Origin of the sequence: Pseudomonas sp. REP124, assembly GCF_020164475.1 — a bacterium.
Taxonomy (GTDB): domain Bacteria; phylum Pseudomonadota; class Gammaproteobacteria; order Pseudomonadales; family Pseudomonadaceae; genus Aquipseudomonas.
This window is the reverse complement of record NZ_JAIQWX010000009.1, coordinates 1-12,703: the sequence shown is the minus strand read 5'-3', so window position 1 is coordinate 12,703 and position 12,703 is coordinate 1. Positions and strand designations below refer to the sequence as shown.

15 protein-coding genes are annotated in these 12,703 nt (G+C 63.4%); 13 read left to right on the top strand and 2 right to left on the bottom strand.

Features of this window, described 5'->3' with window-relative positions; all coding sequences use genetic code 11:
• Positions 1 to 143: 143 nt before the first annotated feature.
• The 13 genes from phnC (at position 144) to phnP (ending at position 10,675) form a co-directional block, all read left to right on the top strand.
• Positions 144 to 977, top strand: a complete 834-nt coding sequence (gene phnC / locus K9857_RS03920; protein WP_224533585.1) for a phosphonate ABC transporter ATP-binding protein — start codon at positions 144 to 146, stop codon at positions 975 to 977.
• Positions 978 to 1,022: 45 nt separating this feature from the next.
• Positions 1,023 to 2,024, top strand: a complete 1,002-nt coding sequence (gene phnD / locus K9857_RS03915) for a phosphonate ABC transporter substrate-binding protein (RefSeq protein WP_224533584.1) — start codon at positions 1,023 to 1,025, stop codon at positions 2,022 to 2,024.
• Between the two features lie 141 nt (positions 2,025 to 2,165).
• Positions 2,166 to 2,948 carry a phosphonate ABC transporter, permease protein PhnE gene (gene phnE, locus K9857_RS03910; RefSeq protein ID WP_224533583.1) on the top strand — a complete coding sequence of 261 codons (783 nt, stop codon included), beginning with the start codon at positions 2,166 to 2,168 and terminating at the stop codon, positions 2,946 to 2,948.
• A 38-nt stretch (positions 2,949 to 2,986) separates the two neighbouring features.
• Positions 2,987 to 3,691 carry a phosphonate metabolism transcriptional regulator PhnF gene (gene phnF, locus K9857_RS03905; protein WP_224533582.1) on the top strand — a complete coding sequence of 235 codons (705 nt, stop codon included), beginning with the start codon at positions 2,987 to 2,989 and terminating at the stop codon, positions 3,689 to 3,691.
• A gap of 11 nt (positions 3,692 to 3,702) precedes the next feature.
• The gene (gene phnG / locus K9857_RS03900) at positions 3,703 to 4,152 is read left to right on the top strand and encodes a phosphonate C-P lyase system protein PhnG (protein ID WP_224533581.1); all 450 of its coding nucleotides are present in this window, start codon (positions 3,703 to 3,705) and stop codon (positions 4,150 to 4,152) included.
• On the top strand, positions 4,152 to 4,742 hold the full coding sequence (gene phnH, locus K9857_RS03895) for a phosphonate C-P lyase system protein PhnH (RefSeq protein ID WP_224533580.1): 591 nt from the start codon (positions 4,152 to 4,154) through the stop codon (positions 4,740 to 4,742). Before phnG ends, phnH begins: the two co-directional genes overlap by 1 nt.
• Positions 4,742 to 5,818 carry a carbon-phosphorus lyase complex subunit PhnI gene (locus K9857_RS03890; RefSeq protein ID WP_224533579.1) on the top strand — a complete coding sequence of 359 codons (1,077 nt, stop codon included), beginning with the start codon at positions 4,742 to 4,744 and terminating at the stop codon, positions 5,816 to 5,818. The genes phnH and K9857_RS03890 overlap by 1 nt, the downstream gene beginning before the upstream one ends.
• On the top strand, positions 5,811 to 6,683 hold the full coding sequence (locus tag K9857_RS03885) for an alpha-D-ribose 1-methylphosphonate 5-phosphate C-P-lyase PhnJ (protein WP_224533578.1): 873 nt from the start codon (positions 5,811 to 5,813) through the stop codon (positions 6,681 to 6,683). Before K9857_RS03890 ends, K9857_RS03885 begins: the two co-directional genes overlap by 8 nt.
• Positions 6,680 to 7,486: a phosphonate C-P lyase system protein PhnK gene (gene phnK, locus K9857_RS03880; protein WP_224533577.1), complete on the top strand. Its 807-nt coding sequence runs from the start codon at positions 6,680 to 6,682 to the stop codon at positions 7,484 to 7,486. The genes K9857_RS03885 and phnK overlap by 4 nt, the downstream gene beginning before the upstream one ends.
• A 28-nt stretch (positions 7,487 to 7,514) precedes the next feature.
• Complete coding sequence (gene phnL / locus K9857_RS03875; RefSeq protein WP_224533576.1) at positions 7,515 to 8,234, top strand: phosphonate C-P lyase system protein PhnL; 720 nt, start codon at positions 7,515 to 7,517, stop codon at positions 8,232 to 8,234.
• Complete coding sequence (locus K9857_RS03870; protein ID WP_224533575.1) at positions 8,224 to 9,369, top strand: alpha-D-ribose 1-methylphosphonate 5-triphosphate diphosphatase; 1,146 nt, start codon at positions 8,224 to 8,226, stop codon at positions 9,367 to 9,369. Before phnL ends, K9857_RS03870 begins: the two co-directional genes overlap by 11 nt.
• Entirely contained in the window at positions 9,369 to 9,935 is a 567-nt protein-coding gene (gene phnN / locus K9857_RS03865; RefSeq protein WP_224533574.1) for a phosphonate metabolism protein/1,5-bisphosphokinase (PRPP-forming) PhnN, read from the top strand. The genes K9857_RS03870 and phnN overlap by 1 nt, the downstream gene beginning before the upstream one ends.
• Entirely contained in the window at positions 9,926 to 10,675 is a 750-nt protein-coding gene (gene phnP, locus K9857_RS03860; protein WP_224533573.1) for a phosphonate metabolism protein PhnP, read from the top strand. Before phnN ends, phnP begins: the two co-directional genes overlap by 10 nt.
• Positions 10,676 to 10,777: 102 nt before the next feature.
• On the opposite strand, the gene K9857_RS03855 is transcribed toward phnP, so the two are convergent.
• Positions 10,778 to 11,656, bottom strand: a complete 879-nt coding sequence (locus tag K9857_RS03855) for a LysR family transcriptional regulator (RefSeq protein ID WP_224533572.1) — start codon at positions 11,654 to 11,656, stop codon at positions 10,778 to 10,780.
• 148 nt (positions 11,657 to 11,804) lie between these two features.
• Positions 11,805 to 12,461 (bottom strand): peroxiredoxin-like family protein, encoded by a 657-nt coding sequence (locus tag K9857_RS03850; protein ID WP_224533571.1) that lies wholly within the window; start codon positions 12,459 to 12,461, stop codon positions 11,805 to 11,807.
• Positions 12,462 to 12,703: the final 242 nt, after the last annotated feature.

Here is a 12,703-nt window from a genome sequence, read left to right as displayed (position 1 = left end):
GGCCATCTCAACCTTTCACAAAACCTTCATCAAATAGTTAATCCAGCGACATGTGCGAGTCATAGGGCTGACACAGCCCGTGCCTAAAGTCTGTTGAACACAAATGCGGCCATGGACGGCTGTTCAACAAGACAGAGAAGCCCATGAACGCAGCTATCCATGTCAATCATCTGAACAAGACCTTTGCGCGTAAAACCGCACTGGTTGACCTCGAACTGACCATCGCGGCCGGTGAGATGGTCGCGCTGATTGGCGCTTCCGGCTCCGGCAAATCCACCCTGTTGCGCCACTTGGCGGGCCTGGCCTGTTGCGATCGCAACAACGGCGGCAGCGTCAAGGTGCTGGGGCGGGAAGTGCAGGCCAGTGGACGGCTCAATGGCAAGGTGCGGCGCCTGCGTGCCGACATCGGCTACATCTTCCAGCAGTTCAACCTGGTCAATCGCCTGAGTGTGCTCGACAACGTGCTGCTCGGTTGCCTGGGGCGCATGCCGCGCTGGCGCGGCAACCTCAGCCTGTTCAATGCCGAGGAAAAACAGTTCGCCCTGGAGTCCCTTGATCGCGTCGGCCTGGCCGATCTGGCGGCGCAACGTGCCTCGACCCTGTCCGGCGGTCAGCAACAACGCGTGGCGATTGCCCGGGCGTTGACCCAGCGGGCCGAAGTGATTCTGGCCGATGAACCGATTGCCTCGCTCGACCCCGAGTCGGCGCGCAAGGTCATGGAAATCCTCGCCGACATCAATCGCCGCGACGGCAAGACAGTGGTCGTGACCCTGCATCAAGTGGACTACGCCACCCGCTATTGCCCGCGCGCCGTGGCCCTCAAGGGCGGGCGCATTCATTTCGACGGCCGCGCCGCCGAGCTGAACAGCCAGTTCCTCAACGATTTGTACGGTGCCGACATCGACACCAGTTTGATGTGCTCCGACCAGATCCGCCCCGCCGAAGCACTCCCCCGGCTGGTCATGGCGCGCGCATAAGCCTTTCCCCAATTCCCAAACCGTACACCCTCAGGAAACCTTTCCATGTTGAACCGTATCGGTCGCGTTCTTGCGAGTGCAACCCTGGTTGCAAGCTGTGTACTGGGCACCGCCCAGGCTGAAGAAAAAGCCATCAACTTCGGCATCATGTCCACCGAGTCGTCGCAGAACCTCAAGAGCATCTGGCAGCCGTTCCTCGATGACATGCAGAAGAAAACCGGGCTGAAGGTCAACGCCACCTTCGCCTCCGACTATGCCGGCCTGATCCAGGGCATGCGCTTCAACAAGGTCGACGTGGCCTGGCTGGGCAACAAGGCCGCCATCGAGGCGGTGGACCGTTCCAACGGCGAAATCTTCGCCCAGACCGCTGCCGCCAGTGGCGCCGCCGGCTACTGGAGCGTGCTGATCGCGCGCAAGGACAGCCCGATCAACTCCGTTGACGACATGCTGAAAAACGCCAAGACCCTGACCTTCGGTAACGGCGATCCAAACTCCACCTCGGGCTACTTGGTGCCGGGCTACTACGTGTTCGCCAAGAACCACGTCGATGCGGCCACTGCGTTCAAGCGCACCCTGAACTCCAGCCACGAGGTCAACGCCCTGAGCGTGGCCAAGGGTCAACTGGACGTGGCGACGTTCAACACCGAAAGCTGGGATCGCCTCGAAGTCACCCAGCCGGACAAGGCGGCCATGCTCAAGGTGATCTGGAAATCGCCGCTGATCCCGGCCGACCCGCTGGTGTGGAGCAAGGCCTTGGGCGACAGCGAGAAGCAGAAGATCCGCGATTTCATCTTCAGCTACGGCAATACCGATTCCGAGAAAGCGGTGTTGGCGGGGATGCAGTTGGGCAAGTTCCTCAAGTCCAGCGACGACCAGTTGCTGCCGATCCGCCAGCTTGAGCTGTTCAAGCAGCGCACCACGATCAGCGCCGACACCAAGCTCGACGCTGCAGACAAAGCCAAGAAGCTGGCTGATATCGACGCCGACCTGGCCAAGCTGCAACAGCGCATCAGCGAACTGGAACCGAAGACTGCCGCTAACGGCTAAGTCCGACCCCTCTCCTGTAGGAGCGAGCACGCTCGCGATGAACCCGAGAACGCCGCGGGGTATCAGGCGGCCAGCGTCATCGTTGACCACCATCGCGAGCATGCTCGCTCCTACAGGTTCAGGAAACACTTCGAGGTACTCATGACCACTCTGCACGCTGAAGCTGTCGGCAAGCGCACCTGGCCGCAATACGCCGGTTGGGGCCTGTTCCTGGTCCTGCTGGCCTGGGCCTGGCACGGCGCCGAGATGAATCCGATGGCGCTGTACCGCGACTCGGGAAACATGGCGACGTTCGCCGCGGACTTTTTCCCGCCTGATTTCCATGAATGGCGCGCCTACCTCAAGGAAATGCTCATCACCGTACAAATCGCCCTCTGGGGCACGGTGCTGGCGATTGTCTGCTCGGTACCGCTGGGCATTCTCTGCTCGGAAAATATCACCCCCTGGTGGATTCACCAGCCGCTGCGCCGGGTGATGGATGCTTTCCGTTCGATCAACGAAATGGTCTTCGCCATGTTGTTCGTGGTGGCCGTCGGTCTTGGCCCATTCGCCGGTGTCCTGGCGTTGTGGATCAGCACCACCGGTGTGTTGGCCAAGCTGTTCGCCGAAGCCGTGGAAGCGATTGATCCAGGCCCCGTCGAAGGGGTTCGCGCCACCGGTGCCAGCGCCTTGCAGGAAGTGATCTACGGCGTGATCCCGCAAGTGATGCCGCTGTGGGTGTCCTACGCGCTGTATCGCTTCGAGGCCAACGTGCGCTCGGCGACGGTGGTGGGGATGGTCGGTGCCGGCGGTATCGGGGTGATCCTCTGGGAAAACATCCGCGCCTTCCAGTTCGTTCAAACCTGCGCCGTGCTGATGGTGATCATCGTCGTCGTGAGCCTGATCGACATCTTCTCGCAACGCCTGCGCAAGCAGTTCATCTGATTTTTCGGAGGGGTGCCCACGGGCGCTTTTTTTAAAGCATGCAGTTGTCTAGACAAGATGAGCCGGTGTACCGCGAGCTCGCCGACATTCTGCGTCGCGAGTTGGCCAGCTACAGCGCCGGGGAGTTCCTGCCGGCCGAAGTGCAACTGGCCGAACGCTTCGGCGTCAACCGCCACACCCTGCGCCGCGCCATCGATGAGCTGGTGTTCGAAGGCAGCCTGTTGCGGCGCCAGGGCAAGGGCACGCAAGTGCTGGAACGCCCGCTGATTTACCCGATGGCCGCCGACAGTGCCTACAGCCAGTCATTGTCGGCCCAGGGCCTTGGGGTTGAGGCGGTCCTGCTCAAGCGCCGCTACTGCTTTGCCAGCCGTGAAGAAGCGCAGCACCTGGGCATCGCCGAGATGGCGCCGATGATCGAATTGCAGACCTTGCGCAAGCTCGACGGCCAGCCGGTCAGCCTGATCCGTCATCGCTACTGCGCCAGCCATGCGGCCCTGCTGGCGGACTACACCGGCGGCTCCTTGCGCCAGTACCTGAGCGAACGCGATCTGCCGCTGACCCGTACCCAAAGCCTGATCGGCGCCCGTTTGCCCAACCGCGAAGAAGCCGCGCTGCTGATGATGCCCCGGCATCTGCCGGCGCTCAGCGTGTTCACCCTTTCCCGCGATCGCGATGGCCGCGCGGTGGAGCTGGCTCAGTCCACCAGTCGTTCCGATCGCTTCCAGTACCAGGTCGTCACCTGATGGAGAACCCGATGCAAAACCCTGTTCCTCAAGCCGAACGGCAGCACTGGATCGGCGTGCTGGCCCGCGCCCGCCGCAGTGAATTGCTGCCCCACGAAGCCGCCTTGCGCGACGTCGAGTACCAGCTGATCCGCGCCCCGGAAATCGGCATGACCCTGGTCCGTGGCCGCATGGGCGGCAACGGCGCACCGTTCAACGTCGGTGAAATGACCGTGACCCGTTGCGTGGTGCGCCTGGCCGACGGCCGCACCGGCTACAGCTATCTGGCCGGGCGCGACAAGGTCCATGCCGAACTGGCAGCCCTGGCCGACGCGCATCTGCAAGGCTCGCAGCAGCGCCACTGGCTCGAGCAGATCATCACCCCGCTGGCCAACGCCCAGGCCGAACGCCGGGCGCAAAAAGAGGCGGACACCGCCGCCACCAAAGTCGAATTCTTCACCCTCGTGCGAGGAGAAAACTGATGAGCGCACAGCTGTTGCAACCGGCGTTCGCCGATCCGGTGCTGGATTCTCAGCGCGGGTTTCGCGCCGCTCTCAAAGCGCTGGCCGGCCCGGGTGTGATCCAGACCCTCCAAGCCTCGCCGAGTCTCGACGGCCTGGCGCCAGCGACTTATGCGCTGTGCCTGGCAATGCTGGATGTGGACACGCCGCTGTGGCTGGCGCCGTCCTTCGACACGCCGCTGATCCGCGCCAACCTGTCGTTCCACTGCGGTTGCCCGCTGACCACCGACCGTGAAACGGCGCGCTTTGCCCTGCTCGGTGCCGACGACCTGCTGGACTTGAGCGGCTTCGATCACGGTAACGACCGCTACCCGGACCAGTCCTGCACCTTGCTGGTCCAACTGCCGAGCCTTGATGGCGGGGCGGTGCTTGCCTGGCAGGGGCCGGGGATCGAAACCCAACATCGCGTCGCGCTGCCGGTGGCCGAGGGTTTCTGGGGCGAGCGAGAACGACGCAACGAATTCCCCCGCGGACTGGACCTGTTTTTCACCGCCGGACATGACCTGATCGGCCTGCCGCGCAGCACTCGCATCACACAGGAGCGTGCCTGATGTACGTAGCCGTCAAGGGTGGCGAACAGGCCATCGACAATGCCCACCGTCTGCTGGCGAAAAAACGCCGTGGCGATACTACGGTCAGCGAGCTGAGCGTCGAGCAGATCCGTCAGCAACTGCCGCTGGCGGTAGCACGGGTGATGAGCGAAGGCTCGCTGTTCGACGAAGAACTCGCGGCGCTGGCGATCAAGCAAGCGGCCGGTGATCTGGTGGAGGCGATCTTCCTGCTGCGCGCCTATCGCACCACGTTACCGCGCTTCAGCCCGAGCCTGCCGATCGATACCGCGAAGATGCAGCTCAGCCGCCGTATCTCCGCCACGTTCAAGGACCTGCCCGGCGGGCAATTGCTGGGCCCGACCTTCGACTACACCCATCGCCTGCTCGACTTCGCGCTGCTGGCCGAAGGCGAGTATCCGGGGCCGCAAGCCAGCGAGAACCCCCGCGTCGAAGACTGCCCGCGAGTGCTCGGCCTGCTGGCGCAGGAAGGCCTGATCAAGACCGAATCGGACAACGGCGACACCGTGGCCGACATCACCCGCGACCCGCTGGAGCTGCCCGCCAGCCGCGCCGAACGTCTGCAGGCGCTGGCGCGTGGCGATGAAGGTTTCCTGCTGGCGCTGGGTTATTCGACCCAGCGCGGTTACGGCCGCAACCACCCGTTCGCCGGGGAAATCCGCATCGGCGACGTCGAGGTCTGGATCGATCCTGAAGAGCTGGGCTTCCCGATCTGCCTGGGCAGCATCGAAGTGACCGAGTGCGAGATGGTCAATCAATTTGTAGGTTCTGCCACGGAGCTTGCGCAGTTCACCCGTGGCTACGGCCTGGCCTTCGGACATGCCGAGCGCAAGGCAATGGGTATGGCGCTGGTCGACCGCGCGCTGCGGGCCAAGGAATACAACGAAGAGATCGTGTCCCCGGCGCAGCAGGAAGAATTCGTGCTGATGCACTGCGACAACGTCGAGGCGTCGGGCTTCGTCTCGCACCTCAAATTACCTCACTACGTGGACTTCCAGGCCGAACTGGAACTGATCCGCAAACTGCGCAAGCCTGCCGAGGGGCAAAGCCATGAATGACCTGAGCCAGGTACCGGTTAGAGACGCCGCGTACAACTTCGCCTACCTCGATGAACAGACCAAACGCATGATCCGCCGCGCCTTGCTCAAAGCGGTGGCGATCCCCGGTTATCAGGTGCCGTTCGGTGGCCGCGAGATGCCGCTGCCCTACGGTTGGGGCACCGGCGGCATGCAGTTGACCGCGGCGATTCTCGGCGACGATGACGTGCTCAAGGTGATCGACCAGGGCGCGGACGACACCACCAACGCCGTGTCGATCCGCCGCTTCTTCGCTCGTACCGCCGGTGTCGCCACCACCGAAGCGACGCCGGAAGCGACCGTGATCCAGACCCGTCACCGCATCCCGGAAACCGCGCTGCACGCCGATCAGATCATGGTCTATCAGGTGCCGATTCCAGAGCCGCTGCGCTTTATCGAACCGTCGGAAACCGAGACCCGGACCATGCACGCGCTCAACGATTACGGGGTGATGCACGTCAAGCTCTACGAGGACATCGCCACTTTCGGGCATATCGCTACCGCTTATGCGTATCCGGTAATGGTCGACGAGCGCTACGTGATGGACCCGTCGCCCATTCCGAAATTCGACAACCCGAAACTCGACATGAGCCCGGCGCTGATGCTGTTCGGCGCCGGTCGCGAGAAGCGTCTATACGCGGTGCCGCCGTACACCCGCGTCACCAGCCTCGACTTCGAGGATCACCCGTTCGAAGCGCAGAAGTGGGAAGAGAACTGCGCCATCTGTGGCAGCCACGACTCGTTCCTCGACGAGCTGATCATCGACGACGCCGGCACCCAGCGCTTCGTCTGTTCCGACACCTATTACTGCGCCCAGCGCGTCAGCCAGCAGGAGCAGGGTCAATGAACCAGGCGCTGAAAAAAGATCTGTCCGTGTCCACCGAGCCCTTGCTGCAAGTGCGTGACCTGTCGCTGCTGTACGGGCCGGAAAAGGGCTGTCAGGACGTCAGCTTCGACCTGTATCCCGGCGAAGTGCTGGGGATCGTCGGCGAGTCCGGATCGGGCAAGTCGACCCTGCTGTCACTGCTCAGCGGGCGGTTGCCGCCACAGCGTGGGATCGTCGGATATCGCGACAAACAGGGCCAGTGGCTCGACCTGTACAGCGCCAGCGAAGCCGAGCGCCGCACCTTGCTGCGCACCGAGTGGGGTTTTGTCGAACAGAACCCGCGAGACGGCCTGCGCATGGGCGTGTCGGCCGGCGCCAACATTGGCGAGCGACTGATGGCCCAGGGCGTTCGCAACTATCAACAGCTGCGCGGGGCGGGCCTGGACTGGTTGAACCAGGTGGAGATCGACCCGCAGCGCATCGACGATCTGCCCCGGACCTTTTCCGGTGGCATGCAGCAGCGCCTGCAAATTGCCCGCAACCTGGTGTCGAGTCCGCGTCTGGTGTTCATGGACGAGCCGACCGGCGGCCTCGATGTGTCGGTGCAGGCGCGCCTGCTCGACCTGCTGCGCGGCCTGGTGCGTGAGCTGGACCTGGCGGTGGTGATCGTCACCCACGATCTGGCGGTGGCACGGTTGCTGGCCGATCGGCTGATGGTGATGCGTCGCTCGCGGGTAGTGGAGACCGGTCTGACCGATCAGATCCTCGACGATCCGCAGCACCCTTATTCGCAACTGCTGGTGTCTTCGGTGTTACAGCCGTGAAGCCCCGTCCAACTGTGGAAACCGAGCGATGAATACCTTGATCGAGGTCCGTGACCTCTTGAAAACCTTCACCCTGCACCAGCAGAACGGCGTGGTCCTCAACGTATTGCGCGGGGTGGATTTCAGTGTGGCGGGCGGCGAATGCCTGGTGCTGCACGGCCAGTCCGGCGCCGGTAAAAGCACCTTGCTGCGCACTCTGTATGGCAACTATCTGCCGGCGGGCGGCAGCATTCGCGTGCAGCACGACAGCCAGTGGCTGGAACTGGTGGGCGCCGAGCCTCGGGACATTCTGCAGGTGCGTCAGCGCACTCTGGGTTATGTCAGCCAGTTCCTGCGGGTGATCCCGCGTGTCGCCTGCCTGGACGTAGTGATGGAGCCGGCGCTGGCCCGAGGCTGGTCGAAACAGCTGGCGAAATCACGGGCCGAGCTGCTGCTCACTCGCCTGAACATTCCGCAACGCCTGTGGCAACTGGCGCCCGGCACCTTCTCCGGTGGCGAGCAGCAGCGGGTAAACATCGCTCGCGGCTTCATGGTGGCGTGGCCTGTGATGTTGCTCGACGAACCGACGGCGTCGCTCGACGACAGCAACCGTCAGGTGGTTCTGGAACTGATGAACGAAGCCAAGCAAGCCGGTGCCGCGCTGATCGGCATCTTCCACGACCGTATCGCCCGCGAGGCGGTTGCCGATCGCCATCTCGACATGACTCCAGCCCCTGCAAGCCAGAAGGAATACGCCGATGCCCGTTGAACAGATCCTCAGCAATGCCCAACTGGTCACCGCTGACCGTGTGTTCTACGGCACCGTGCTGCTGCGCGACGGCCTGATCGCCGAGGTTGCCGAAGGCCCGAGCCGCTTGCCCCAGGCCCAGGACCTCAATGGCGATTTCCTGCTGCCGGGTCTGGTGGAGCTGCACACCGACAACCTGGAAAAACACATGACCCCGCGCCCCGGCGTGGACTGGCCGTCGCGCCCGGCGGTGCTCAGCCACGATGCGCAGATCATCGCGGCGGGCATCACCACGGTGTTCGACGCGGTATCCATCGGCGATGTGAACCCCAAGGGCAATCGCATGCAGAAGCTGCCGGCGATGCTCGAAGCGATCTCCAGCGCCTCCGAGGCCGGTCTGACCCGCGCCGAGCACCGCCTGCACCTGCGCTGCGAGCTGTGCCACCCGGACACCTTGAGCGTGTTCCGCGATCTGGTGGAGAACCCGCTGGTGCAACTGGTGTCGGTGATGGACCATTCGCCGGGTCAGCGCCAATTTGTGCTGGAGTCCAAGTACCGTGAGTACTACATGGGCAAATACCACCTGACCACGACGCAGATGGACGAATTCATCACGCTGCAGATGGCCAACTCCCGCCAGTACAGCGACCGCTATCGCGCGGCGATCGTCGAGCATTGTCTGTCTCGCGGTTTGTCGGTGGCCAGCCACGACGACGCGACCCTGGCCCACGTCGAGGAGTCGGCGCGCTACGGCATGACCATCGCCGAGTTCCCGACCACGGTAGAAGCGGCGCGCGGCTGCAAGGAGCGCAACATGAAAGTGTTGATGGGCGCGCCGAACATCGTGCGCGGCGGATCGCACTCGGGTAACGTGGCGGCCGCCGAGCTGGCGGAGCAAGGGCTGCTGGATATTCTGTCCAGCGATTATTATCCGGCCAGCCTGCTGCAAGCGGCGTTTACCCTGGCGGCGCAGAGCGAAAGCATCGATCTGGCCCAGGCGATGCGCATGGTCAGCCTCGCCCCGGCCAGCGCCGCCGGGTTGAACGATCGCGGGCAGATCGCCCAAGGGTTGCGTGCCGATCTGGTGCAGGCGCGCAGTCAGGACGGTTTGCCGGTGGTCCAGCAAGTATGGCGACAAGCGAAGAGGGTGTTTTGATGTCAGGCAGGTTGATCTATCTCATCGGGCCTTCAGGTTCGGGCAAGGACAGCCTGCTGGATGCCGCACGAGCGCGACTGGCCGAACGTGGCTGTCGCATCGTGCGGCGTGTCATCACCCGTTCGGCGGAAGCGGTGGGCGAGGCGGCGCTGGGCGTGAGCATGCAGCAGTTCACCGAGATGCTGGCTCAGGGCGCGTTTGCCATGAGCTGGCAGGCCAATGGACTGGCCTATGGCATCACGCGGGAGATCGACGATTGGCTGGCAGCGGGGGAGGACGTGCTGGTCAATGGATCGCGCGGGTATCTGCCCCAGGCCCGTCAGCGCTATCCGCAAGCGCGGGTGGTGCTGCTGACCGTCGATCAGGCGGTGTTGCGCCAGCGGTTGCTGGCGCGGGGGCGAGAGTCGGAGGTCGAGATCGAACAGCGGCTGGCGCGTAACCAGCGTTTTGGCGAGCGTTTGCTGGCGGAGTATCCGGACGTGCTTCGGCTCGACAACTCCGGACCGCTGGAAGGCACCGTCGAAGCCCTGCTGGCCTGCATCGACGAGCCGCCCCTGTGCGCCTGACGCTGCTGGGCACCGGCGATGCCCGACAGGTGCCGGTCTACGGTTGCGAATGTCAGGCCTGCGTGCGGGCGCACATCGATGAACGCTGGCGACGACGACCCTGCTGCGCATTGATCGAATGCGGCGAGCAGCGCTGGCTGATCGACAGCGGCCTGCCGGACCTCACCGATCGCTTCCCGCCGCGCAGCTTCAACGGCATCTTCCAGACCCACTACCACGCCGATCACGCCCAGGGTTTGCTTCACCTGCGCTGGGGCCAGGGCCTGACCGTCCCCGTCCACGGCCCGGCGGACCCGGAAGGTCTGGCCGACCTCTACAAACACCCGGGCATACTGGATTTCAGCCAACCGTTCGAGCCCTTTGAAACCCGCACGTTCGGCAACCTGAACGTCACCCCGTTACCGCTGCTGCACTCCAAACCCACTCTCGGTTACCTGCTGCAAGGCGAAGGACGCCGCATTGCCTACTTGACCGACACCGTCGGCCTGCCACCCGCCACCACCGCCCACCTGCAACGCCAACCCCTGGACCTGCTGGTCCTCGACTGCTCGATCCCCCCCCAACCCCATGCCCCACGCAACCACAACGACCTCAACCTGGCCCTGCAATGCATCGAAGAGCTGCAACCGAAGTCGGCCGTGCTGACCCATGTCGGGCATACGATGGATGCGTGGCTGATGGAGCATCGGGGGGAGCTGCCGGAGAATGTCAGTGTCGGGTTTGATGGGTGTGTGCTTTAGCGTCAAAAGCAAAAGATTGCAGCCTACGGCAACTCCTACAGTGACCGTACTCGATCCTGTAGGCGCTGCCGAAGGCTGCGATCTTTTGATCTTGATTCAACGCTACCTCAACAACCCCTGCACATACTCCACAAACGCCCGTGCCTTGGCGCTGGCCATCCTGCCCGTAGGGAACAACGCCCACAGGTCCATGATCGGCAATGTCCAATCGGTCATCACGGCCCTGACCGAACCGTCGACCAGTTCCGGGGCGAACATCCACTCTGAGGCCATCGTCAGGCCTTGATGGGAGAGGACGGCTGCGCGCAGGCCTTCGGCGGCGTTGACGCGGATGCGGCCGTTGATGATGACCGATTGCTCCTCGCCGTCTTTGCTGAAGGACCAATGCGCGCCGCCACCAAGGTTGTAGACGATGGCCGGGTGTTTGCTGAGGTCGGCGGGGCAGGTGGGTTCGCCGTGTTTTTCGAAGTAGGCCGGCGTGCCCAGCACCACGCGCCGGCATTCGGCGATTTTGCGCGCGGTGAGGCCGGAGTCGCTGAGCGCTCCCATGCGCAGGGCGATGTCGACGCCTTCTTCCACCAGGTTGACGTTGCGATCGTCGAGCATCAGGTCGATGTTCAGTTCCGGGTTCTGCTCCAGGAACGGCCCCAGGTGCGGGACGATGTGCAGCCGGCCGAAGGTCACGGCTGTGCAGATGCGCAGGTTGCCGGTCAGGCCGCTGGCCGAGCCCCGCGCCGCGTTCTCGGCCTCGTCGGCTTCCTCGATGGCCCGCTTGGCCCGTTCGAAAAACGCCAGGCCCGCTTCGGTGGGCGTGAGGCCACGGGTGGAGCGCAACAACAGGCGCACCGCCAGTCGCGATTCGAGCTGGGCGATGGTTTTCGACACGGCGGGCTGGCCGATGTTCAGGCGCCGGGCGGCGGCGGAAAAGGAGCCGGTTTCCACCACGTAGACGAAGGTTTCCATTGCGGCGAGGCGGTCCATCGTGGGTCCTTGTAAAAGTCTGAAAATTGCGGAGATCCCCTGTGGGAGCGGGCTTGCTCGCGAAAGCGGTGGGTCAGTAATGCAAATGTCGACTGACACAACGCCTTCGCGAGCAAGCCCGCTCCCACATTAGAGCTGTGGTGTTTTATCAACCGCGAATCGCATCCAGCATCGCTTCCGGCTCCGGCCGTTGAGTGTAATCCGGGTTGACCTCCGCGTATCGAATCAAGCCGTCCTGCCCAATCACATAACGCGCCGGCATTGGCAGCGTCCAGGATGGATCATCGTTGAAAGCGGGCAGGTCGTTGCGCAGGTTTTTGTACAACCCGATCAGATAATCCGGCAGCGCGAAACGCAGACCGAAGGCTTCTGCCACATCGTTATGGGTATCGCTGAGAATCGGAAACTGCAGGCCGTTGGTGCGCATCGACTTGCGGCTGTTGGCGGCGATCTGTGGCGAGATCGCCACCAGGCTTGCGCCGGCCTGCTGCAGTGTCGGCAGGAAGTCCTGCAACGCTTGCAGCTCCAGGTTGCAGTACGGACACCAGACACCGCGGTAGAAGGTCAGCACCAACGACCCCCTTGCCAGAAGGTCCGCGGACGACACCGGGTTGCCATCAGGGTCCTTGAGGGTAAACAGCGGCGCCTTGTCCCCGACCTTGAGCGCACGGTTCGCCGCGCCCGATGCAATCAGTTCGGCAGTGGCCCGTTCCATGATCGGATGGATTTCAGCCGGCGCGTTGTACGGCGGTTTACCGGCCTTGAAGTCGGCTTTGAAGGCATCGAGTTTTGCTTGCAGGGTCATGATCGTATCCCGTTCGAGAAAGCCGGTTTGGCTGGGATCGATGGTGACCTTGGGCAGGCGAGGGCGGAACGCAGGTGGGAGGCATAGGATTAATGCCTGGGGGGAATGCTTCCTTTCAATCGTCGTCTGCAAGACAAAACGCTTCGCGGGCAAGCCTCGCTCCTACAGGTCTGCGTAAACCTGTAGGAGCGAGGCTGAACTGGCCTAATAATCCCGGACACCTCTTTAGGGCGATATGATTC

Bases quoted from the DNA above. Each gene is read 5' to 3' on its own strand.
- phnC (WP_224533585.1), top strand. From the start codon at position 144: ATGAACGCAGCTATCCATGTCAATCATCTGAACAAGACCTTTGCGCGT.
- phnD (WP_224533584.1), top strand. From the start codon at position 1,023: ATGTTGAACCGTATCGGTCGCGTTCTTGCGAGTGCAACCCTGGTTGCA.
- phnE (WP_224533583.1), top strand. From the start codon at position 2,166: ATGACCACTCTGCACGCTGAAGCTGTCGGCAAGCGCACCTGGCCGCAA.
- phnF (WP_224533582.1), top strand. From the start codon at position 2,987: ATGCAGTTGTCTAGACAAGATGAGCCGGTGTACCGCGAGCTCGCCGAC.
- phnG (WP_224533581.1), top strand. From the start codon at position 3,703: ATGCAAAACCCTGTTCCTCAAGCCGAACGGCAGCACTGGATCGGCGTG.
- phnH (WP_224533580.1), top strand. From the start codon at position 4,152: ATGAGCGCACAGCTGTTGCAACCGGCGTTCGCCGATCCGGTGCTGGAT.
- K9857_RS03890 (WP_224533579.1), top strand. From the start codon at position 4,742: ATGTACGTAGCCGTCAAGGGTGGCGAACAGGCCATCGACAATGCCCAC.
- K9857_RS03885 (WP_224533578.1), top strand. From the start codon at position 5,811: ATGAATGACCTGAGCCAGGTACCGGTTAGAGACGCCGCGTACAACTTC.
- phnK (WP_224533577.1), top strand. From the start codon at position 6,680: ATGAACCAGGCGCTGAAAAAAGATCTGTCCGTGTCCACCGAGCCCTTG.
- phnL (WP_224533576.1), top strand. From the start codon at position 7,515: ATGAATACCTTGATCGAGGTCCGTGACCTCTTGAAAACCTTCACCCTG.
- K9857_RS03870 (WP_224533575.1), top strand. From the start codon at position 8,224: ATGCCCGTTGAACAGATCCTCAGCAATGCCCAACTGGTCACCGCTGAC.
- phnN (WP_224533574.1), top strand. From the start codon at position 9,369: ATGTCAGGCAGGTTGATCTATCTCATCGGGCCTTCAGGTTCGGGCAAG.
- K9857_RS03855 (WP_224533572.1), bottom strand. From the start codon at position 11,656: ATGGACCGCCTCGCCGCAATGGAAACCTTCGTCTACGTGGTGGAAACC.
- K9857_RS03850 (WP_224533571.1), bottom strand. From the start codon at position 12,461: ATGACCCTGCAAGCAAAACTCGATGCCTTCAAAGCCGACTTCAAGGCC.